This is a genomic window from Herminiimonas contaminans (genome assembly GCF_015645465.1).
Taxonomy (GTDB): Bacteria; Pseudomonadota; Gammaproteobacteria; order Burkholderiales; family Burkholderiaceae_D; genus Oxalicibacterium; species Oxalicibacterium contaminans.
Genome location: NZ_JADOEL010000008.1, coordinates 86,852 through 109,288 on the forward strand (window position 1 = coordinate 86,852; position 22,437 = coordinate 109,288).

Genomic DNA, 22,437 nt, shown 5'->3' on the forward strand with positions numbered 1-22,437 from the left:
TTGCCGCATGCTCATCCTAGTAGCAGATGCTTTGCATCTCCCGCTTCTCCTCCCTGAGCGGGGCCAAGTCGCACAAGCGCGATATGGCGTTATTGCCCTGGAGATACTCCCCTTTCTCCAGGGCTTTTTTTTGTCTACAGCTGTTATCGTCAGACATCGCCTTCGGCCGAGCCGTTCGATTCTTCCTCTGCTTCCTCATTCAATCCCAGCAAGTCTATGATCTTGTCAGTGGCTTCGTCGAGGCCGCTGCGTTTGAGCGACGAGAACAATTGCGCCGTGAATGGAAACGGTTGTCCATTTTCATCGACATAGCTACTCAATATGGTACGTGCGGTGCGCAAGGCATTGGCGGAATCGTTGCGATTGAGTTTGTCTGATTTTGTTAACAGGCAGTGGATGGGCTTGCCGGTAGGAGCAAACCATTCCAGCATCTGGATATCGAGCTCAGTGAACGGGCGGCGCGAATCGACGATCAGGATCAGCGCGGCCAGCTGTTCGCGGCGCTGGACGTAGTCGCCCAGCAGTTCTTGCCAGTGCAATTTGGCCGAGCCGGATACTTCGGCGTAGCCATAGCCTGGCAAGTCGACCAGCAGGGCGCGGATCTCATCGACCCGGGTTTCATCCTTGCGGTGCTGTCCGACGTGGGCGCCGCCGATGGAAAAATAATTGATATGCTGTGTGCGGCCCGGAGTTTTGGACGCAAATGCCAGTTTTTTCTGGTTGCACAGTATATTGATCGCGGTTGATTTACCGGCGTTGGAGCGGCCGGCAAATGCAATCTCGGGAACTTGCGTTTTTGGCAAGTCACGGAGATGATTGACCGTGGTGAAGAAGCGGGCTTGCCAAAGTAGGGACATAGGATGGGAGAAAATGCTTAATGGGTGGCAAAAATGCCGGAAAGCTATTGTACAATGAGTGGTTGCGCATTGTTGCGCCGCAGAAGCGAACTAGCATCTTAAGTGGCAGTATAAAGTCGCCAATCGGGCAGAATTTATTAATAAGTCTCCAGGGTGTTTGAATGAATCGTATTTGTATACCAATCGTAAAATCCTTGTTCGTTGCGTTATTGGCAATTGCCGCTACCGCGAATGCTTCTGAAGATAAGAAAGTTGCCAAAGCCGATCCAGCTAAAGGAGAAGCCCTCTACAACACTGGCGACGCAACCCGTAATGTCACCGCTTGTATCGCCTGCCATGGCGCTGCCGGCAATTCCAGCATCGCCGAGAACCCGAAACTGACGGGGCAGCACGGTGCCTATATCCATAAACAGTTAGTCGATTTCAAAGGCACGGCGCGTAATAACGCGATCATGGCCCCTATCGCCAAAGGCATGACGGAAGAAGATATCCAGAATGTCATCGCCTACCTGGCTAAGCAAAAGCCAACTCCGGGCGCAGCAAAAAACAAAGATACGGTTGAACTGGGCAAGAAAATCTATCGCGGCGGCATCGCCGAGAAGAATGTTCCTGCCTGTGCCGCCTGCCATAGCGCTAACGGTGCCGGTTTGCCAGCACAGTATCCACGCCTGGCTGGTCAGCATCAGACTTATACCCAGGCGCAACTGGTCGCCTTCCGCCAAGGCACACGTAAAAATAGCGAGTTGATGACCACCGTTGCCAAACGGATGTCAGATGAAGAAATTCAGGCAGTATCGGATTATGTGGCTGGCCTGAAATAATAAATACCTACCAAGAAAAATAATAAAAAGGGGTGGCTCAGGCTACCCCTTTTTGTTTTATACGGAGACGTCGTGCCAAACAGCCAATACTTACGGCTGTGCATGTGGCCGACTGCAGTCCTGGTAGCAGATTGAGGAAGATGGAATGACGAGCGAAACAGAAACAAGTACGGGTGGCTGGGAGTTGCAGACCAGCCGCCGTTGGTTGGCAGATGGTGTAGAACTGTTGTCCTCGATGCGTTTTGCAATTAGTTTGCTGACCCTGATTTCGATTGCGTCGATTATCGGTACCGTCCTCAAACAAAACGAACCGATGACTAACTATGTCAATCAGTTTGGTCCTTTCTGGTTTGAAGTTTTCAGCAAGCTGAACCTGTACGCCGTGTATTCCACCTGGTGGTTCCTGGTGATCATGGGCTTCCTCGTTGTATCCACTTCTTTGTGCCTGCTGCGTAATGCGCCCAAGATGCTGAAGGATATGCGCAGCTGGCGTGAAAACGTGCGCGAACAATCGTTGCGCAATTTCCATCACAAAGCTGAATGGCGTGTCGATATTTCACGCGCGGCCCTGACCGCGCAAACGCTGGCGCGGGTCACGGCGAATGGCTATAAAACCAAAATCGTGGAAAAAGAAAATGCTACGTTGATTGCGGCCAAGCAGGGTGCAGGCAATAAATGGGGCTATATCTTTGCGCATGCGTCCATCGTGATTATTTGTCTCGGTGGCTTGCTCGATTCCGACTTGCCGATACGCATACAAAAGCTGTTGTTCGATAAAACACCATTTATCGGCAACGGTATCATTGCGCAAATTCCCGAGCAACACCGTTTGGGTTTGGGTAATCCGACTTTCCGCGGCAATACCTTGATCCCGGAAGGAAGTAGCAGCAGCACCGCGATTATTTCGCAGCAGGACGGTGTGCTGATTCAGGATCTGCCATTCACCATCCAGCTCAAGCGCTTCATCATCGATTACTACTCGACCGGCATGCCTAAATTGTTTGCCAGTGAAGTGGTGGTGACCGATCATGAAAACGGCAAAGTCTTTCCTGCCACGATCAAGGTGAATGAGCCTTTGATTTATCGCGGCGTGGCGGTGTATCAGTCTTCGTTTGAAGATGGCGGCAGTAAATTGAAAGTGGTCGGCTATCCGATGCAGGGCGTCGTGCATAATTCGTTCTCGTTGCAGGGCGAGGTAGGTGGCAGTACGCCGCTGGCGGCTTCCGGCAAGAACGCAGATTACACAGTCGAGTGGTCCGGTTTCCGCGCTTTCAACGTCGAGAATATGGCGAAGAATGGTCAGGATGTGCGCGCCGTGAATCCGAACCAGGGTTTGTCGTCCAGCTTTGACAAGCATCTCGGCTCCGCGGCCAAGACCGCCAACAATAAAGACCTGAAAAACGTCGGTCCGAGTGTGCAGTACAAATTGCGCGACCGTAATGGCCAGGCGCGTGAATATCACAACTATATGCAGCCGGTGCTGGTGGACGGTGCTTATGTCTTCCTGGCAGGCATGCGGGAATCGCCGGCCGATCAATTCCGTTTCCTGCGCATACCGGCCGACGAAAACGATACTGTAGATGAGTGGATGCGCTTGCGTGGCGCTATCCTGAATCCGCAACTGCGCGAACTGGCGGCACAGCGCTATGCGCAACGCGCATTGCCGGAAGCACGTGATGGCGTCAGCGCCTTGCGTGCGCAATTGCAGGCTTCTGCGCTGAAGGGTTTGACTATTTTTGCCGGTGACGGACAGGATGCGGGTTATATTGCCGTGTCGAAATTCCTGGAGCGTATTCCGGCGCAGGATCAGGAAAAGGCGGCCGATATTTTCATGAAAATCATGAATGGCAGCATGTGGGATTTGTGGCAGATCGCGCGCGAGAAAGAGGGCTTGAAACCGGTAGAGCTGGATGAAAAGCATGGCCGCTTCCTGCAACTGGCGACGAATGCGATTTCCGATTCTTTCTTCTACGGCGCACCGGTTTATCTGCAACTGCAAGGCTTTGACGAGGTCAAGGCATCAGTGCTGCAAGTGACGCGCTCGCCAGGCAAAAACATAGTCTACTTCGGTTGTTTGTTGCTGGTGCTGGGCGTGTTCTCGATGTTTTATATACGTGAACGCCGCGTCTGGGTCTGGATCAAATCGGAAGAGGGGGGCGGTGCACATGCCATCATGGCGATGAGTTCGCAGCGCAAGACTCTGGATTTCGAAAAAGAATTCGAAGTATTTAAACAGCAACTGTTGCAAGCTGGGCCCGCACAGAAATAAGCCGGTCAACTATACTTAGTTACATGAGGCGTTCCGCTTTTATAAAAGATGCATATAAAGAATTTACACCGCGCTGATCCGATGCACTCCTGACGGAGCATCGGATGGTTGGTAGTAATCATTACGGAGATAGCAATGGATGCAGTACAAGAACAGATTTATACGCAGCCTCCCGGTTTTTTTAAACGGCTGACAGTGCTGGACTGGGTGTACGGCGCGCTTTTGCTGGCGGGATCTTTGTTTGCGCTGAATCGTTTCGGCCATCACATGGATGTGTACGAAGAAGTCATCCTCGTATTGGCCGCGCCGACCTTTGCCTGGCTGGGTTGGTACTGGAAATCGGTGCGCTGGCTGATGGCTGTGCTGGCGGTTTTATCCCTGTCTGCAATTTCGATGTACGGCGGCACGCTGGCTGCCGCTGACCAACGATTTTTCCTCAAGTATTTATTGTCCAGCCAGTCCGCGATCCTGTGGATGAGCACGCTGTTCCTCTTGTCCACCGTGTTTTACTGGGGGGGGCTGATTACGCGCTCGGCGACCGGAGCTTCGCTCGGTAGCAAGTTGTGCTGGGCCGCAGTGGTGATGGGTTTTACCGGCATGCTGGTGCGCTGGTACGAGTCTTACCTGATAGGGGCAGATGTCGGCCATATCCCGGTCTCGAATCTGTATGAAGTATTCATCCTGTTTTGCATGATCACTGCTTTGTTTTATTTGTACTACGAGCAAGTCTATGCAACGCGCCAACTGGGTCCGTTTGTGTTGTTGGTGATTTCCGCTGCAGTCGGCTTCCTGCTTTGGTACACCGTGTCACGCGACGCGGCAGAAATCCAGCCGCTGGTGCCTGCCCTGCAAAGCTGGTGGATGAAGATACACGTGCCAGCCAATTTCATCGGTTACGGTACTTTTGCGCTGGCTGCGATGGTGGCGATTGCCTATTTGTTGAAATCGCATGGCATGCTGGTCGATCGCCTGCCTGCGCTGGAAGTGCTGGATGATGTGATGTACAAGGCGATCGCGGTCGGTTTCGCCTTCTTCACGATTGCGACCATCCTCGGCGCCTTGTGGGCAGCAGAAGCGTGGGGCGGCTACTGGTCCTGGGATCCGAAAGAGACCTGGGCGCTGATCGTCTGGCTTAACTATGCTTCGTGGTTGCACATGCGCTTGATGAAGGGTTTGCGCGGCAAGGTGGCGGCATGGTGGGCGGTTATCGGTTTGCTGGTCACGACCTTCGCATTCCTGGGGGTGAATATGTTCCTGTCCGGTTTGCATTCATACGGAGAACTGTAAGATTTTTTCATAAGCAAAATACACACTTTTGCAGTCGAATAAAAAGGGGAAGCTGAATTTGCAGTTTCCCCTTTCTGTTTTGAAACTCCTTGCAGGCTGGCGAGTCTGAATAAGTTCAGGAGTCTTATCCTTATGTGGAGTCGCCATGTTAATCAAACGCAATTCGAATGGAATCGATCTTCCATTTGCATCAGAAATTACGCCGCGCCATGTTTTTGAGTCGCGGCGTGACTTTATCCGCAAGCTGGCGGTGGGCTCCATTGCCGGTGGCGCATTGCTGGAGATGGCCTCGCGCGAAGCGTTCGCTGCGTCGTCCACTGCACAAAAACTGGTAGCACAGCCGAATCCGGCCTACGTGGTACTCGATAAGCAAACCTCTTATAAAGACGCCACGACCTACAATAATTTCTACGAATTCGGCACCGATAAAGAGAGTCCGGCGCGCTATGCGTCCGCTATGAAGGCGCGCCCCTGGACGGTTTCGATAGAGGGAGAAATCAAGAAGCCGATGACGCTGGATATCGACAGCCTGTTGAAGCTGGCACCGCTGGAAGAGCGTGTTTATCGCTTGCGCTGCGTAGAAGGCTGGTCGATGGTGATTCCGTGGATAGGCTATTCCCTGTCTGAATTGATTAAGAAGGTAGAGCCTAATTCCAATGCCAAGTACGTCGAATTCGTGACCCTCGCCGATAAGGAAGCAATGCATGGTTTGAATCGTGCGGTGCTGGACTGGCCGTATGTAGAAGGCTTGCGCATAGACGAGGCGAATCATCCGCTGGCGCTGTTGACGTTGGGTATGTATGGCGAAGTACTGCCGAATCAGAATGGTGCGCCGGTACGCATAGTGACGCCCTGGAAGTATGGCTTTAAGTCGGCCAAGTCCATCGTCAAGATCCGCTTCGTCAAAGACCAGCCACGCACTGCATGGAATCTGGCCGCACCACGGGAATACGGCTTTTATTCAAACGTAAATCCGCAGGTGGATCATCCGCGCTGGTCGCAAGCCAGTGAGCGTCGGATAGGTGAGGATGGCTTGTTCACGAAGAAACGTCCGACCCTGATGTTCAATGGTTATAGCCAGGTTGCTTCCTTGTACACCGGCATGGATTTGAAGAAATTTTTCTGAGTTACTTGTGTAACCTTTGGGCGCGGCTGACGAATTAAGCATCATGAATATAAATCCTTCTCCGCGCCAACTCACGCTAGTGAAATGCGTGCTGTTCCTGCTGGCTTTGCTGCCTTTCGCCCGGCTTGCCGTGTTCACGGTAACGGATCAGCTGGGTGCCAATCCTATTGAGTTCATCACGCGCAATACCGGTGATTGGACCTTGTACTTCCTGTGCATGACGCTGGCGATTACGCCGCTACGTCGCTTCAGCAAATGGAACTGGTTGCTCAAGCTGCGCCGCATGCTGGGTTTGTTTGCCTTCTTCTACGCCAGCCTGCATTTCATGACCTTCTTCTGGTTCGATCATTTCTTTGATGTCAGCGAGATGTGGGCAGACGTACTCAAGCGCCCGTTCATTACCGTGGGCTTCACGGCGTTTGTATTGCTGATTCCGCTTGCAGTGACGAGTACCAATGGCATGGTCAAACGACTGGGTGGCAAACGCTGGCAATGGCTGCATCGCCTGATCTACGCGATCGCATTGCTGGGGATATTGCATTACTGGTGGATGAAGGCGGGCAAACACGATTTTGAGCAACCTATTATCTTCGGTTCTATCGTGGGTGTGTTGCTGTTGCTGCGGGTCGTCTGGTGGTGGCAAAAACGTGTCCGGACACCGGTAGTGGTGGGGCGCGCAACATAAAAAAACGGGATGCTTTGCATCCCGTTTTTGTTTATACCTTTAAGGCAGAAGTGATTCCAGTGCAAACAAATCACTGGCAGCTTCGCGCTTACGTATCAGGTGTACCTTGTCACCTTCCACCATGACTTCTGCTGCCCTGCCACGTGTGTTGTAGTTGGATGACATGGTCATGCCATACGCGCCCGCCGACATGATGGCGAGCAAATCCCCTTCTTCTATCGCCAGTTCACGCGAGCGTGCCAGCCAGTCGCCGGACTCGCAGACCGGGCCAACCACATCGTAGGTCGCTGCAGCAGCAGTGCTTTGCTTTACCGGCAGGACACCGTGCCACGCTTCATACATGGCCGGACGCATCAGGTCATTCATCGCCGCATCGACGATGGCGAAGTTTTTGGTTTCGCCGTGCTTGATGTATTGGACTTCGGTCAGCAGGATGCCGGCATTACCGACGATGGAGCGACCTGGTTCAAACAAAACCTTGATCGGTGCGCCGCCGTGTTTTTGTTTGCGCCATGCGTCTATCTTGGCAAACAGACGCGCCAGGTAATCGCCCACTGCGACTGGTTGATCATTGTCGTAGTTGATGCCGATGCCGCCACCGATATCCAGGTGATGCAAATGGATGCCTTCAGCATCCAGCGTGTCTATCAGTTCGATCAGTTTGTCGACGGCTTCCAGCAGCGGAGCGTCGTCCAGCAATTGCGAACCGATATGGCAGTCGATGCCGACGACATCGATGTTAGGCAAGGCTGCAGCGACACGATAAGTCGTCAGCGTGTCTTCATAGGCGATGCCGAACTTGTTATCTTTCAGGCCGGTCGAGATGTAAGGATGGGTCTTAGCATCGACGTTCGGATTGACGCGCAGTGAGACCGCAGCTTTTTTGCCCATTTCTGCGGCAACCGCATTCAATCTGTGCAATTCAGGGATCGATTCAACGTTGAAGCACAGGATGTCGTGCGACAGCGCGAGTTGCATTTCTTCGCGCGATTTGCCGACGCCGGAAAAAATAACTTTGCGCGGTGAGCCACCGGCTGCCAATACGCGTAATAATTCGCCACCGGAAACGATATCGAAACCAGAACCCAGTTTGCCGAGCAGGTTTAGTACCGCCAGGTTGGAGTTTGATTTGACGGAATAGCAAACCAGTGAGGTTTCGTCATTGCGGCCATGCTGTTTGCAGGCGTCAGCGTACGCGGAGAAGTTTTCAACCAGCGCTGCTTTGGAGTAAACGTAAGTCGGCGAGCCGAATTGTTGGGCGATTTGCGCCAGCGGTGTATTCTCCGCGCAGAGTACACCGTCTTGGTAAGAAAAATGCGACATGATGGGTTTTACTTGGTCTCGGATGACGGAGCTACAGGAGCAGGAGTTTGTGTCGGTATGGTCGGCACGGCTTTCTTGTTCTGCCCGGATGGCGGCTTGGTGCCCGGCATGTAGAGCGGGCCTTTTTGGCCGCAACCGGCGAGCAGGCTGATGCAGGCGATGCCGGCAAGAGTAGGAAGCAACGCGACGAAGCGCGATAAACCAGATTGGGACTTCACGATTAGAATCACTGTTTAACGAAACGTGTTGGAGTGTAGCATGACCGAATCAGAATTCCTGAAGCAAGCAGAAGCAACTTTGGACCAAATTGAAGCCAGCCTGGAAGATTTGGCTGATACCAGCGAGCTGGACGTGGAATGCACGCGTAGCGGCAATGTGCTGGAGATCGAATTTATCGATAACGGCACAAAAATCATCGTTAACAGCCAGGCGCCTATGCAGGAGCTCTGGGTAGCGGCCAAATCCGGCGGCTTTCATTTCAAGGCTGCAGGCACACAATGGGTGAATACGCGTGACGGCGCCGAGTTATTTGCTGCTTTGTCGGAAATGGTCAGCCAGCAGGGTGGCGTGGACGTGGTGTTGCAAGACGCACATTGATTACAGATGTAAAAAAGCGGGATGCCTGATGAGGGCATCCCGCTTTTTTATTGTCAAAATTAGAACAGTTCGTTCTTCACTTCATCTTTGGTCGGTGCGTTGGACGGGCTGCTTGCCTCGCCCGCATCCAGGTTACGTACCCCTAATCCCGGTGGGCTTTCCGCGTAATAGTATTCGCCATTGACCGTTACTATGCCTTCCGGCACGGTGCGCTCAACCATAGGCACATCCTTGAGCGCCTTCTGCATGTAGTTGATCCAGATCGGTAACGCGAGGCCGCCACCGGTTTCGCGATTACCCAGGTTTTTCGGCTGGTCAAAACCTATCCAAGCCACGCCGACGATATTCGGCTGATAGCCCGCGAACCAGGCATCAAAGGAGTCATTGGTGGTACCGGTTTTGCCTGCCAGGTCGGTGCGCTTGAGTGCCATCGCCTTGACTGCGGTGCCGGAGGTGACGACGCCCTTGAGCATGCTGTCCATCAGGAAAGCATTGCGTGGATCGATGACGCGATTGTTTTCGTCGCCAGCGCGCTCGGGTTTGACTTCAGACAATGTCTTGCCATTGGCGTCGGAGATCTTGGAGATCATGTACGGGCTGACCTTGTAGCCACCATTGGCGAACACAGCATAGGCTGCTGCCATTTGCAGTGGCGTGACATTGCCAGCGCCCAGCGCCAGTGTCAGATACGGCGGGTTCTTGTCGGCATCAAAGCCGAAACGCGTGATGTATTCCTGGCCGTATTTCGCGCCGATTTTGTGCAGGATACGGATCGAAATCATATTTTTCGACTTGGCCAGACCTTTGCGCATGGTCATAGGGCCATCGTATTTGCCATCGTAGTTCTTCGGTTCCCATGGCTGTCCGCCAGTCTGGCCGGCATCGAAGCTGATAGGCGCATCATTGATGATGGTCGCAGGCGACAAGCCTTTTTCCAGCGAGGCGGAATAGATAAAGGGCTTGAACGAAGAGCCAGGTTGACGCCAGGCTTGCGTGACGTGGTTGAATTTGTTGCGGTTAAAGTCGAAACCGCCGACCAGTGCGCGGATCGCGCCGTCATCGGTATTGGCGGCAACGAAAGCTGACTGTACTTCTGGCATCTGGATGATGCTCCAGGTCTTGCCTTCCTGCATGACGCGGATCACTGCGCCGCGTTTGACGCGTTTGTTCGGCGCAGCTTTTTCGCTCAGCAGGTTGGCGGCAAAGGTCAGGCCTGCACCTTCAATCTGGATCTCTTCGCCGGATACCAGTACTGCACGTACCAGTTTCGGTGTGGCTTCCAGCACGACTGCAGCGACCAGATCGTCACTATCAGGATGGTTGGCCAGTTCGACTTCGATGGCGGCTTCTGCTTCTTCTTTATTGTTCGGGATTTCGATAAAGCTTTCCGGGCCGCGATAGCCATGGCGCTTTTCATAATCCATGACGCCACGACGGACCGCAAGGTAAGCAGCGTCCTGGTCAGCCTTGGTGATGGTGGTGAAGACATTCAGGCCGCGGGTATAGGTTTCTTCCTTGAATTGTTCGTACACCAGTTGGCGCGTCATCTCCGCTACGTATTCAGCATGTACGCCGAACTCGCTGCTATTTGTCTTGATCTTGAGCTCTTCATCCTTGGCCTGCATGTATTCCGGTTCGCTGATATAGCCCAGCTGGTACATGCGCTGCAAAATGTATTGCTGACGCGCCTTGGCACGTTTCGGATTGACGACCGGATTGTAGGCGGAAGGTGCTTTGGGCAGACCGGCCAGCATCGCCGCTTCAGCGATAGTGATCTGCTGCAATTTCTTGCCGTAATAAATCTGGGCGGCGGACGAGAAGCCGTAGGCGCGCTGACCCAGATAGATTTGATTCATATAGACCTCGAGGATCTGATCCTTGGTCAGGTTTTTCTCGATTTTCCATGCCAGCAATACTTCGTAAATCTTGCGTTTCAGCGTTTGTTCGCTGGACAGGAAGAAGTTGCGGGCTACCTGCTGCGTAATGGTGGACGCGCCCTGACGTGCACCGCCACTCAGGTTGTGCACGGCTGCGCGCACGATGCCGACATAGTCCACACCACCGTGTTCAAAGAAACGGTCATCTTCGATCGCCAGCACGGCTTTCTTCATGATGTCCGGAATTTCCCGGATGTGGACCAAGTTCCGTCTTTCTTCGCCAAATTCGCCAATTAAGACGTTATCTGCAGAGAAAATGCGTAGCGGTATCTTGGGGCGATAGTCGGTCAGTGAATCCAGCGCTGGCAGGTTCGGATAGGCCATGGCCAAGGCGAATACCAATATCAATGCGCCTATCACACCCAGGCCGGTAATCAGGCCGATGACTCCGAGAGTGAGTCGGAGTGCCAGATTCGGTGCGCGTTTTTTAGGTGATTTTGATTCGGAGCTATCGGACGATGATTGTTTGGAAGCCATGCAGGGAGGAAAAGTGAGGGGTCGATATTCGAGCCATTATAGCTGGCTGCCGCCTGGGGGCGTGATTGTTACTAATAAATCCAGCTAATTGCAACATCGGTTTTTCCGCGTGGATTTTTGGCAACGGATTTGCAAATTACTTTGTGGAAAGTGCTTTACACTTTTCAAGGCTTGTTGCTACGATTTAATGTAACGTTTTACCAATGTGCTCTAAATATAAGTTTTTAAACGATTTTTATCGAAAAATCATTACTTTTTCATTCCGGTCGAGTTTTTGACAAGCTAAACGGCATGGCGTTCATATACTAAACAACGTTTCTGGGGAGAACTGCCCTTGGCTTTAGATTTAGGCTCATTATTCGGCAAGAAAAATCCGCCATTGATAGGTTTGGATATTAGTAGTTCCGGGGTGAAACTCGTTGAATTGTCTGAGGTTGGGAAAAACGAGCTGCGTTTGGAGTGTTTCGCCTCAGAACCATTACCGCGAGGTGCGGTGGTGGACGGTAATATCGAAAATATCGATCAGGTATCGGATGCCGTGCTGCGCGTGTGGAAAAAGAGTGGCACCCGCGCCAAGGTAGCTGCCATGGGCATGCCGCCCGCTTCAGTTATTACCAAAAAGATCATACTTCCTAGCAATTTATCGGAAGAAGGCCTGGAATTGCAGGTTGAAACCGAAGCCAGCCAGTACATTCCGTTTGCGCTGGATGAAGTGCGTCTGGACTTTGATGTGATCGGTCTGGTTGAGAATTCGCCGGATGACGTCGAAGTCATGCTTGCTGCGACCCGCAAGGAAAAAGTCGAAGACAGGGTGGCCGTGGCCGAGGCCGCGGGTCTCAAGCCGACCATCATGGATATCGAATCTTATGCGGCGCGCGCCGCAATCTCCCGCCTGACCGAGCAGATGCCGAATCGCGCCAAGGGGCAGATCCTGGCTTTGTTCCAGATTGGTTCACAAGTCATGCATGTCTCCATGCTGCTGGATGACCAATTGATCTACGAACGTGAGCAACCGTTTGGCGGCCATCAATTGACGCAAGAGATAGTGCGTACCTACGGCTTGTCGTACGAAGAGGCCGAGGTTAAAAAGCGCAACAATGATTTGCCGGATGGATATCAGACTGAAATCCTCGAGCCTTTCCTTGAAACTGCAGCGCAGGAAGTAACGCGCGCGATTCAATTCTTCTTTACCTCCACCCCTTATACCCGTGTCGACCAGTTATTCCTGGCCGGTGGCTGCGCCATTATCCCGGGCATGGTGGAAACCGTTGCGAATCGCACCAAGTTATCGGCGTCTGTGGTCAGCCCATTCAAAGGCATGCAACTGAGTCCGAACGTGCGCGAGAAACAATTGCGTATCGAAGCGCCCGCGTATCTGGTGGCCTGTGGTCTGGCGATGCGGAGGTTTGACCGATGATCCGCATTAATTTATTGCCGCATCGTGAAGAGCGGCGCAAACAGAAGCAAAAAGATTTCGTTGCGTTGATGTTGTTGAGCGGGATTTTTGGTGCCCTGATCGTGATCGCGGTCGGCGCTTATTTTTCTTCGCAACTGTCGGAACAGCAAGCCCGCAATTCTTTCATCAAGGCAGAGAATACAAGACTAGATGGCGAGATCAAGGAAGTGGCCAATCTGAAGCAGGAAATCGAAGCACTGAAGGCGCGTCAGCAGGCGGTAGAAGATTTGCAAAGTGATCGCAACCAACCGGTTTACCTGATGGATGAGTTGGCGCAACAAGTGCCGGAAGGTGTCTACCTGAAGTCCTTTAAACAGGATGGCCAGCGTGTACTCCTGAATGGTTATGCACAATCGAACGAGCGGGTGTCGGAGTTGTTGCGCAACCTGGGTAACAACTCGCCGTGGCTGGAGCGTCCGGACTTGATAGAAATCCGCTCCACCGGCATAGGCTCGGGCAAGGATGCGAAGAAAGTATTTGAATTCACCATCAATGCCGGTATCAAGCGTCCACGTGACCAGGATCCCGCCGCTGTGGCCGCGCCAGTCGCTGCTGCACGGAAACCTTGATATGAGACAGGCACCATGGCAGATCTGAAAAATATTGGGGAATCGATCAGTGCACAGTTCCGTGACCTGAATGGCTTGCATCCTGGCCAGTGGCCGGTTGTGCCGCGCATGTTGTGCGCAGCTGGCGTGATGGTGGCGGTGCTCGGAGTGGGCTGGTATCTGTACTGGAGTGATCAGCTTGATGAGCTGGATCGCGCAGTGGCCGAAGAGGTGACGCTGAAGGATGCGTACAAGTCCAAGGTGCAGCAAGCTATCAATCTGGTCGGTTTGCGCAAGCAAAAAGAACAGGTAAACGAATACGTCTCTACGCTGGAAAAACAATTGCCGAGCAAGGCCGAGATGGATGCTTTGTTATCGGACATTAACCAGGCGGGTTTGGGACGCGGCCTCGCTTTCGAATTATTCAAGCCTGGACAAGTCGTGGTGCGTGATTACTACGCCGAGTTGCCGATTGTGATCAAGGTAACGGGCAGCTATCACGACGTCGGAGCCTTCTCCAGTGATATCGCGAATCTGCCGCGGATTGTGACGCTGAATAATATGAATCTGGTGGTAGCCAAGGGAAATACCCTGACCCTGGATGCGGTGGCCAAAACTTTCCGCTATCTGGATGATGAAGAAGTCGCGGCACAACGCAAAGCGGCGGCGGGCAATAAAAAAGGTGGCAAAAAATGATGATGCGCATCTCCGCCCGTATTCCCCGTATTAAAACTGCAGCGCTGGTTCTGCTGGCAGCAAGCTTGTCTGGCTGCGGCGATAGCGGCACCGCAGATGTCAGCCAGTGGATGAAGGAAGTGCGTCAACAGACGCGCGTATCCATCAAACCTTTATCCGAACCGAAAAAATTTACTCCGTTCAGCTACGACGCGAAGAATCGCGAAGACCCCTACAGCCCGAACAAATTAGCGATGGCCTTGGCCAAGGCACGCAAGGATGGCGGCACCATACGCCCGGATTTGGATAGGCGCCGTGAAGCACTGGAGAGTTTTCCGCTGGACACCGTAGTCATGGTCGGCACACTGACCAAGCCCGGTTTGACGTATGCCTTGCTGCAAGTCGACAAGTCGATTTACCAGGTTAAGGTGGGGAATTATGTCGGGCAAAACCTCGGCATGGTGACCAAAATTACTGAAAGCGATGTGTCGTTGAAGGAAGTAGTTCAGGATGCGGCCGGTGACTGGGTCGAGCGTGAGGCCAAGCTGGAGTTGCAGGAGTCGCAAAAATGATCACGCTACAAAAACAATTCAAAAGTTCTCAAGGGATGGTGCAAAAAATGTGGCGACTTTCTGCGTTTGTCGGTCTCTTATTCATCGGTGGTGTAGCCATCGCACAGGAAAACGCGATTCAATCCGTCACGGCGAATCAGCAGGGTTCCAATATCGTCGTGAAAGTGGCATTGACGAATCCACCGGCCAAGCCGCCGGTTGGCTTCACGATTAACAGTCCGGCACGCATTGCACTGGATTTCGCGAATACCGCGAATGCAACCGGCAAGGGTTTGCAGGACATCGGACTGGGTGATGTGCGCAACGCCAACATCGTGCAGGTCGGTGATCGCTCTCGTCTGGTTTTTAACCTGACACGCCCGCTGAACTACGCGACGACGATAGATGCGAATACCGTCATCGTGACGATAGATGGTACGGGCGCTATTCCTACGCCGCTGAATGCAGTTGGTTTGCCGGTTCCTGTACCGCAGGCAAATGCAGGGCGACAAGCTTTGCGCGATATCGATTTCCGTCGTGGTAACAATGGCGAAGGCCGTATCGTCGTCGACTTGCCTAACAACCAAGTTGCAGTAGACGTGCGTCAACAAGGTAAAAAGATCGAAGTCGATTTTATGAAAGCGACCTTGCCGGAAGTGTTGCGTCGCCGTCTGGATGTGGCTGACTTTGGCACGCCGGTGAATATCGTCACGACCACGCAGCAGGGCGATAATGTGCACATGACCATCGAGCCTAAGGGTTCATGGGAGCACAGCGCTTACCAAAGCGATACGCAGCTGGTGATCGAAGTGAAACCGCTGAAGGAAGAGCCGAACAAGCTGGGCCAGGGCGTACGTGATTATCGTGGCGATAAACTGTCGTTGAATTTCCAGAACGTCGAAGTGCGTGCGGTACTGCAAGTCATTGCTGACTTTACCGGTCTGAACATCATTACTAGTGACACAGTGAGTGGCAACTTGACCTTGCGTCTGAAGGATGTGCCATGGGATCAAGCACTCGACATCGTGATGCAGGCCAAAGGTCTGGATATGCGCAAGAACGGTTCCGTGTTGTGGATAGCGCCGCGCGATGAACTGTTGACCAAAGAAAAACTGGAGCTGGAGCAGCGTGCGCAAATAGCCGAACTGGAACCGATCAAGACAGAAACATTCCAGCTCAATTATCAAAAAGCGGAATCGTTCAAACAAATTTTCGGCATTGATGGTGGTAGCCGCAGCATTTTGACCAAACGCGGTAGTGCAGTGGTCGATCCGCGGACCAATCAATTGTTCATTACTGATATCGCATCCAAGCTCGAAGAAATTCGTGCACTGGTGTTGAAGACGGACATTGCGACGCGCCAGGTCATGATCGAAGCGCGCATCGTGGAAGCGGATGATAAGTTCAGCAGCAGCCTGGGTGCCAAGTTGTCTTTTGGTATAAGCAACCAAGGCAATTATCAACTTGGTGGTCGTCAGACCAGTACAACCGCGGCTGTGGGACCTCCGACCTTGGGTGGCAGCGCGGTTAATTTGCCTGCTGGAAATATCAACGGTAATACTCCAGGTTCAGTAGCGCTAACCCTGTTTAATGCTGCGGCGACGCGATTTATCGGGCTGGAGCTATCGGCACTTGAAGCCGATGGCAAAGGCAAAATTATTTCAAGTCCGCGTGTGATTACCGCCGATCAATTGAAAGCGCTGATCGAACAAGGTACGGAGTTGCCGTACCAGCAAGCTACCAGTAGCGGCGCGACCAGTGTGTCCTTCCGTAAAGCCAACCTGAAACTGGAAGTCACGCCACAGATCACGCCTGATGGCAATGTGATTCTGGATGTGGACGTCAACAAAGATACGGTCGGTGTCGAAACCCGTTCCGGCTTTGCGATTGATACTAAACACGTGAAAACACAGGTGCTGATCGATAACGGCGGTACCGTGGTGATCGGTGGTATTTTCCAGCAAACCGAGCGTGATTCAGTGTCAAAAGTGCCATTCTTCGGTGATATCCCGGTCTTTGGCAATTTGTTCAAAACCACGGGGCGTACCAATGACAAGACCGAATTGCTGATCTTCCTGACACCTAAAATTCTGACTGACAAGGTCTCAATCAGGTAGGATGCCGCTTATAGGCGGCGCCATGTCGGCTGCTGCACCTGGTAAAGAGAGCTTTTGTAACGTGGGTGGAAATATTTTTCTGGTCGGTCTGATGGGTGCCGGCAAAACGACAGTCGGTCGTGCGCTGGCAAAAAGGCTGAACAAACGATTCATCGATTCCGACCACGAAATCGAAGAGCGCACGGGCGCGACTATCCCGCTGATTTTTGAAATTGAAGGTGAAGCGGCCTTCCGGCAGCGTGAAGCGGAAGTCATACGCGACCTGACTGCGCAGCAAGATATTGTTTTGGCAACAGGTGGTGGCGCTGTGCTGAATGCAGAGAGCCGCGCCTATCTGAAGTCCCGCGGTACCGTGATTTACCTGCGTGCCAACGTCAACAGCATCGTCCAGCGTACCAGCCATGACAAAAATCGCCCGCTATTGCAAACCGGCGATCCGCGCAAAACCATAGAGGAATTATCGCGCATACGCGAGCCGCTCTATAATGAGGTTGCGCACATCGTCATCGACACCGGGCGTCCTAACGTACAATTCCTGATGCAGTCCATTTTGTCGCAGCTGGGCCCTGAGCATACTCAGACCCAGGCGGCGTCAGCGACAGCACAGGATCATCATTCTTTACCGAAACATTCCATGACGTCTTCTTCTACTTCCGATACCTTGCACGTTGATCTTGGCGCGCGCAGCTACCCGATTACGATAGGGCAAAGCCTGTTTGGCGATTCCGCCTTGCTGGCGGCACATGTCGCAGGATCGCGGGTGGCTATCGTGACCAACACAGTGGTGGCGCCTTTGTATCTGGAGCAGGTCAGCAAGTCCTTGCGGATTGCTGGCAAGAAGGTAACGGAGATCGTGTTGCCGGACGGCGAAGAAGAAAAGAGCTGGGAAAACCTGATGAAGATTTTCGACGTCTTGCTCGCAGAAAAATGCGATCGCAAGACGACACTGATTGCATTGGGTGGTGGCGTAATCGGCGACATGACCGGTTTCGCCGCTGCAGCTTATATGCGCGGCGTACCTTTCATCCAGGTGCCAACCACCTTGTTATCGCAAGTCGACTCTTCAGTCGGCGGCAAGACCGGTATCAATCATCCGCTCGGCAAGAACATGATAGGCGCGTTCTACCAGCCGCAAGCCGTGATCGCCGACACGACCAGCCTGAATACACTGCCTGCACGTGAGCTGTCAGCCGGTTTGTCAGAAGTCATCAAGCATGGCGCGATCATCGATGCGCCGTTCTTCGACTGGATAGAGGCGAATATCGCCAAGCTGGTAGCAAAAGATCCGGCAGCACTGGCCTATGCCATCAAGCGTTCGTGTGAAATCAAGGCTGACGTCGTGCGTCAGGATGAGCGCGAAGGCGGCTTGCGCGCCATCCTCAATTTCGGTCATACCTTCGGCCACGCAATAGAAGCGGGCATGGGATATGGCGTCTGGTTGCACGGCGAAGCGGTCGGCTGTGGCATGGTGATGGCGGCGGACTTGTCGCATCGCCTTGGCTACATTGACGCGTCATCCAAAGACAGGATAGTGGCAGTAGTCAAAGCTGCTGGCTTGCCAACGACAGCACCGGATCTGGGAACGGATCGCTGGCTGGAGTTGATGGAGGTCGATAAGAAGAATGAGGGCGGACAAATCAAATTCATCCTGCTCAAGCCTCTCGGTACTTCGGTCATCACGACGGTGCCGCAAGAAGTGCTCTTGCAAACACTCAAAGCATGCGTCGCCTGATCGCTGTTCAGATGACGATGTGTCTGGCACAGGCCTGACATGAATATCGAGGCTCATCTCGCGCCTTACGCGGCCCGTTCCGATACGTCGACGGGTCGCCGCTACTCCGAACCAGCTACTTCCTCCCGTACCGAATTCCAGCGCGACCGCGACCGCATCATACACTCGGCCGCTTTTCGCCGACTGGAATATAAAACCCAGGTATTCGTTAATCACGAAGGTGATTTATTCCGTACGCGTTTGACGCACAGCATAGAAGTGGCGCAGATCGCCCGTTCGATTGCGCGCAATTTGCAGTTGAATGAAGACCTCGTAGAAGCTATCTCGCTGGCACATGATCTGGGACATACGCCTTTCGGCCATGCCGGACAGGATGCCTTGAATGCCTGTATGAATGCATACGGTGGTTTTGAGCACAATCTGCAAAGCTTGCGTGTGGTGGATGCGCTGGAACAGCGCTACGGTGCATTCGATGGCTTGAACCTGATGTTTGAAACGCGCGAAGGCATACTGAAACATTGCTCGCTGACGAATGCAAAAAAACTGGATGAAATTGGTCGCCGCTTCATAGAAAAAAAGCAGCCTACGCTGGAAGCGCAACTGGCGAATCTCGCTGATGAAATCGCCTACAACAATCACGATATAGACGACGGCTTGCGCTCGGGTTTGCTGACGACGACGCAGCTCGATGAAATCGATTTTTATGCCCGCCATCGACAACAGGTTGAAATTGCATATCCTGGTATCACGGGGCGACGCGCAATCAATGAAACGATACGCAGGATGATCAATGCATTGATCGTGGATGTGATCGAAACATCACAGCAACGCATACAGGCGGCAGGATTAACATCTGTAGACGATGTACGGAATGCACCGGCATTGATTGCCTTCTCCGATGAGATGCGCGCCGAAGCAGCCTTGCTCAAACGCTTCTTGCGGGAAAACCTGTACCAACATTATCAGGTCAATCGCATGACCAGCAAGGCACGTCGCATCGTGGCTGAGTTGTTCGAGACCTTTATGCGTGAGCCGAATCTATTACCGCCGGATTATCAGCAGCCACGCAGTGATTCACCGCAAGCGGTGACTGCCCAGGCACGTAAAGTGTCGGATTACATCGCAGGTATGACGGATCGCTACGCGATACGCGAGCATAAACGCCTGTTCATGATCGATGAAATGTAAGTCGACGAGTGCTTAGCTGAGTTCTCGCAGCGGGTGTGCGTAGGCTGGCCAAGCCGATGTAAAAAATGGCTTAATCATTTCAGGCGTTACTTCTTCCAGCGTTGCTGGTCGCCATTGCGGCGCAAGGTCTTTATCGATGACCAACGCACGTATGCCTTCGACGGTTTCTCCGTGTTCAAAGCAACGACGCACCATGGTGCGTTCCAGGCGCAGGCAATCTGCCAATTCCAGTTTTGCCGAGCGACGTATCTGTTCGAGTGAGACATGGATCATCAGCGGTGAACGCTTGCGCATAATCTCTAGTGTCTTTTGCGCGAACGGATCGCTATCTGCTGCCAATGAGGTAATGATGGCGGCAACATCGTCGTGCGCGAAATGACGGTCTATCAATGCGCGTTGTTTGGCTAGCAGGCTATTCGCCGGATCGATCTGCGACTTGAACGGCGCAGCGAAATCTTCTATCGCCTGGCGATATTGATTTCCCTTTACCGAGTTCAGCATAGCCAACAAAGCTGGTAGTTCTGTGCGTGGCACGAACACATCTGCCAGGTCGGCGTACAGGGCGTCCGCTGCACCGACAATTTCCCCGGTCAGGCCGAGATAGGTACCCAGCTCACCAGCCAGGCGCGACAGGAAATAGCCTCCACCCACATCCGGAAACAATCCGATATTTACTTCGGGCATGGCCATCCGCGTACGTTCCGTGACGATACGTATGCTGGCCGATGCGCTGCTTTGCGCTATGCCCATGCCGCCACCCATCACTATGCCGTCCAGTACCGAGATATACGGCTTTGGGTAGTGGTGGATCAAATGATTCAGCGCGTATTCCTCCGTGAAGAAATCCTCCAGCAAGGCGCTGCCGCCGGTCAGTCCGCCCAGCGCCACTTCATGGAAGAAACGAATGTCACCACCTGCGCAAAATGCCTTCGGCAGGCTGCTGTCGATCACTACGGCCTGCACCGCGGCATCGTTTTGCCAGGCCGCCAGGTACTCTGCCAGCGTACGGACCATGGGTAAGGACAGGGAGTTCATGGCGTCTGGCCGGTCCAGGGTCAGGCGGGCAAGGCCGTTTTCTATGGTAGAGCGTATGTGTTGTTCAGACATGATGCGAGATCGAGTAAGTAAAGTTCGCTCATTTTATCGGCTTATGTTGTTGCAGGGAGCGCAATTAGTTCAACCACTAAGGCGCCGGATCACACCGTTTGTCGGATGGTTCTGGTGCTGGAAAAGAGTTGGTTTAAATTAATGTTAACTACAAGAAAGTTCCTATGAAACATATATTCCGACCTAAATTTGCTGCCAACCGAGGTTTTACCCTGATAGAACTCATGGTGACAGTGGCGATCATCGGCATCCTGGCTTCGTTCGCTATACCGGCTTATACCGATTATGTAACGCGGGGGAAAATCCCGGATGCGACTTCCGCACTGGCAGCAAAACGGGTGCAAATGGAGCAGTTCTTCCAAGATAACCATACCTATGTAAATGCTCCGGCCTGTAACTCTGATAGTGGTACCAGCAAATATTTCACCTTCGATTGCAGCGGCACCTACGGTGTAGCCGGGACTGCGACGGTCTATACGATAGAAGCGGTCGGTACTGGGTCTATGCGCGGTTTTGTCTACACAATAGACCAGAACAATACCAAGGCGACCACCATGACTTCCGGTGCGCCTTCAGGCTGGACCGGCAGCACGAGCTGCTGGGTGACGAAAAAAGGTGGAGTGTGTTGAAACAGCGTCATCAGCAGCGTGGTGTGAGCCTGATCGAGTTAATGGTCGGGCTGGCAGTCTTTGCCATTCTGTTGGGTATCGCAATACCTAATTTCAGCACCTTCATGCAGAACAGCAAAATCCGTACTTCGGCCGAGGCTATCCAGAACGGCCTCAGCCTGGCGCGGGTGGAAGCAGTGCGTCGTAATACCAATGTGCAATTTGCTCTGGGTAGCGGCACGTCCTGGGTCGTCGGTTGCCAGACTGCGACCGCTGATTGCCCGGCGAATATTCAAACCAGGGCGGGCACAAACGGGTCGTCCAATATCCGCGTCGTCACTTCTGAAGTCGTCGCCACTACCGGTTTGGCAGCGGGTACACCAGTTTTTGATACCACCCTGATTTTTAACAGCGTGGGGCGAGTTACTACTGCTACTTTGCCAGCCGGGCATAACGCGGCTTTCGATGTTACCAATCCGGATGGCGGGACTTGTGCTGCCGTCAGCGGTTCCATGCGTTGTTTACGTGTAGTGGTTACACCGGGCGGACAGGTGCGTATGTGTGACCCGGCCCTTACTCAAGCGGGGGATGCGCAAGCATGTTAAGACAACACTCCATACGACCACCTGCTTTGGATAAGCAGGCCGGCATTATGTTGCTGGAGGGCTTGATCGCCATCCTGGTTTTCTCGCTGGGCATATTGGCACTGGTAGGCATGCAAGGTGTGGCGGTCAAACAAGTGACGGATGCCAAGTATCGTTCTGATGCCAGCATGCTCGCGAGTCAGTTGATAGGAACGATGTGGGTCAGCAACCGGACTCCGGCTGCATTAAAGGCCAACTTCGATACAGCTACGGGAGCGTCGACAGAATTGACTAACTGGAAAGCAACTGTTGCAGCGACTTTGCCGGGAATTACTGATGATGTAAACCAGCCGATGGTGAATGTGAGTTCATTGGGCGATGCGAACGATGGTGTCGTTACGATGACCATATCCTGGCGCGCTCCGGGGGACGACGCATCATCCCCTGTACATAAATATGTCACCGTCGCGCAGATAAGGTGAGGAGCGTAAA

The 22,437-nt window shown here is 53.1% G+C and carries 21 protein-coding genes; 16 read left to right on the forward strand and 5 right to left on the reverse strand.

Annotated features, from left to right (window positions below):
• Positions 1-149: 149 nt before the first annotated feature.
• Positions 150-857: a ribosome biogenesis GTP-binding protein YihA/YsxC gene (gene yihA / locus IXC47_RS11430; RefSeq protein ID WP_175624663.1), complete on the reverse strand. Its 708-nt coding sequence runs from the start codon at positions 855-857 to the stop codon at positions 150-152.
• Between the two features lie 161 nt (positions 858-1,018).
• Here yihA and IXC47_RS11435 point away from each other — a divergent pair, with 161 nt between their 5' ends.
• The 5 genes from IXC47_RS11435 to IXC47_RS11455 all read left to right on the forward strand — a co-directional run bounded on the left by IXC47_RS11435 (position 1,019) and on the right by IXC47_RS11455 (position 7,045).
• Complete coding sequence (locus IXC47_RS11435) at positions 1,019-1,678, forward strand: c-type cytochrome (RefSeq protein WP_175624664.1); 660 nt, start codon at positions 1,019-1,021, stop codon at positions 1,676-1,678.
• A 145-nt stretch (positions 1,679-1,823) separates the two neighbouring features.
• Positions 1,824-3,947 (forward strand): cytochrome c biogenesis protein ResB, encoded by a 2,124-nt coding sequence (locus IXC47_RS11440; RefSeq protein WP_195875702.1) that lies wholly within the window; start codon positions 1,824-1,826, stop codon positions 3,945-3,947.
• A gap of 135 nt (positions 3,948-4,082) precedes the next feature.
• Entirely contained in the window at positions 4,083-5,234 is a 1,152-nt protein-coding gene (gene ccsB / locus IXC47_RS11445; protein ID WP_175624666.1) for a c-type cytochrome biogenesis protein CcsB, read from the forward strand.
• Between the two features lie 145 nt (positions 5,235-5,379).
• Positions 5,380-6,360, forward strand: a complete 981-nt coding sequence (msrP, locus tag IXC47_RS11450; RefSeq protein WP_195875703.1) for a protein-methionine-sulfoxide reductase catalytic subunit MsrP — start codon at positions 5,380-5,382, stop codon at positions 6,358-6,360.
• Between the two features lie 43 nt (positions 6,361-6,403).
• Positions 6,404-7,045 carry a protein-methionine-sulfoxide reductase heme-binding subunit MsrQ gene (locus IXC47_RS11455; RefSeq protein ID WP_175624668.1) on the forward strand — a complete coding sequence of 214 codons (642 nt, stop codon included), beginning with the start codon at positions 6,404-6,406 and terminating at the stop codon, positions 7,043-7,045.
• Positions 7,046-7,084: 39 nt separating this feature from the next.
• Here the strand turns inward: IXC47_RS11455 and lysA are convergent, their stop codons facing one another.
• The gene (gene lysA, locus IXC47_RS11460; RefSeq protein WP_175624669.1) at positions 7,085-8,368 is read right to left on the reverse strand and encodes a diaminopimelate decarboxylase; all 1,284 of its coding nucleotides are present in this window, start codon (positions 8,366-8,368) and stop codon (positions 7,085-7,087) included.
• Positions 8,369-8,376: 8 nt separating this feature from the next.
• Positions 8,377-8,586, reverse strand: a complete 210-nt coding sequence (gene lptM, locus IXC47_RS19580; protein ID WP_175624670.1) for an LPS translocon maturation chaperone LptM — start codon at positions 8,584-8,586, stop codon at positions 8,377-8,379.
• Positions 8,587-8,626: 40 nt separating this feature from the next.
• Here lptM and cyaY point away from each other — a divergent pair, with 40 nt between their 5' ends.
• Complete coding sequence (gene cyaY / locus IXC47_RS11470; RefSeq protein ID WP_175624671.1) at positions 8,627-8,965, forward strand: iron donor protein CyaY; 339 nt, start codon at positions 8,627-8,629, stop codon at positions 8,963-8,965.
• 59 nt (positions 8,966-9,024) lie between these two features.
• Here the strand turns inward: cyaY and IXC47_RS11475 are convergent, their stop codons facing one another.
• Positions 9,025-11,379, reverse strand: coding sequence for a penicillin-binding protein 1A (locus IXC47_RS11475; protein ID WP_175624672.1), 2,355 nt, complete (start codon positions 11,377-11,379; stop codon positions 9,025-9,027).
• Positions 11,380-11,713: 334 nt separating this feature from the next.
• Here IXC47_RS11475 and IXC47_RS11480 point away from each other — a divergent pair, with 334 nt between their 5' ends.
• From IXC47_RS11480 to IXC47_RS11510, 7 genes are all read left to right on the forward strand, one after another.
• Positions 11,714-12,796, forward strand: coding sequence for a pilus assembly protein PilM (locus IXC47_RS11480; protein ID WP_175624673.1), 1,083 nt, complete (start codon positions 11,714-11,716; stop codon positions 12,794-12,796).
• Positions 12,793-13,404 (forward strand): PilN domain-containing protein, encoded by a 612-nt coding sequence (locus IXC47_RS11485; protein ID WP_175624674.1) that lies wholly within the window; start codon positions 12,793-12,795, stop codon positions 13,402-13,404. Before IXC47_RS11480 ends, IXC47_RS11485 begins: the two co-directional genes overlap by 4 nt.
• Positions 13,405-13,419: 15 nt before the next feature.
• Positions 13,420-14,079 carry a type IV pilus inner membrane component PilO gene (locus IXC47_RS11490; RefSeq protein WP_175624675.1) on the forward strand — a complete coding sequence of 220 codons (660 nt, stop codon included), beginning with the start codon at positions 13,420-13,422 and terminating at the stop codon, positions 14,077-14,079.
• Positions 14,076-14,630 (forward strand): pilus assembly protein PilP, encoded by a 555-nt coding sequence (locus IXC47_RS11495; protein WP_195875704.1) that lies wholly within the window; start codon positions 14,076-14,078, stop codon positions 14,628-14,630. The genes IXC47_RS11490 and IXC47_RS11495 overlap by 4 nt, the downstream gene beginning before the upstream one ends.
• Positions 14,631-14,665: 35 nt before the next feature.
• Positions 14,666-16,726: a type IV pilus secretin PilQ gene (gene pilQ / locus IXC47_RS11500; RefSeq protein ID WP_195875740.1), complete on the forward strand. Its 2,061-nt coding sequence runs from the start codon at positions 14,666-14,668 to the stop codon at positions 16,724-16,726.
• A gap of 61 nt (positions 16,727-16,787) precedes the next feature.
• The gene (aroKB, locus tag IXC47_RS11505) at positions 16,788-18,458 is read left to right on the forward strand and encodes a bifunctional shikimate kinase/3-dehydroquinate synthase AroKB (RefSeq protein ID WP_195875741.1); all 1,671 of its coding nucleotides are present in this window, start codon (positions 16,788-16,790) and stop codon (positions 18,456-18,458) included.
• Positions 18,459-18,497: 39 nt separating this feature from the next.
• A complete protein-coding gene (locus IXC47_RS11510) occupies positions 18,498-19,646 on the forward strand; it encodes a deoxyguanosinetriphosphate triphosphohydrolase (protein WP_175624677.1) in 1,149 nt (382 codons plus the stop codon).
• 12 nt (positions 19,647-19,658) lie between these two features.
• Here IXC47_RS11510 and IXC47_RS11515 read toward each other — a convergent pair whose 3' ends face one another.
• Positions 19,659-20,753, reverse strand: coding sequence for an enoyl-CoA hydratase/isomerase family protein (locus IXC47_RS11515; protein ID WP_195875705.1), 1,095 nt, complete (start codon positions 20,751-20,753; stop codon positions 19,659-19,661).
• A gap of 164 nt (positions 20,754-20,917) precedes the next feature.
• Between IXC47_RS11515 and IXC47_RS11520 the strand changes: the two genes are divergently transcribed.
• The 3 genes from IXC47_RS11520 to pilV are packed head-to-tail and all read left to right on the forward strand — an operon-like array spanning position 20,918 to position 22,427.
• Positions 20,918-21,382 carry a type IV pilin protein gene (locus tag IXC47_RS11520; protein ID WP_175624679.1) on the forward strand — a complete coding sequence of 155 codons (465 nt, stop codon included), beginning with the start codon at positions 20,918-20,920 and terminating at the stop codon, positions 21,380-21,382.
• Entirely contained in the window at positions 21,379-21,966 is a 588-nt protein-coding gene (locus tag IXC47_RS11525; RefSeq protein WP_217703429.1) for a GspH/FimT family pseudopilin, read from the forward strand. Before IXC47_RS11520 ends, IXC47_RS11525 begins: the two co-directional genes overlap by 4 nt.
• Positions 21,960-22,427 (forward strand): type IV pilus modification protein PilV, encoded by a 468-nt coding sequence (gene pilV, locus IXC47_RS11530; RefSeq protein ID WP_175624680.1) that lies wholly within the window; start codon positions 21,960-21,962, stop codon positions 22,425-22,427. Before IXC47_RS11525 ends, pilV begins: the two co-directional genes overlap by 7 nt.
• Positions 22,428-22,437 lie beyond the last annotated feature (10 nt).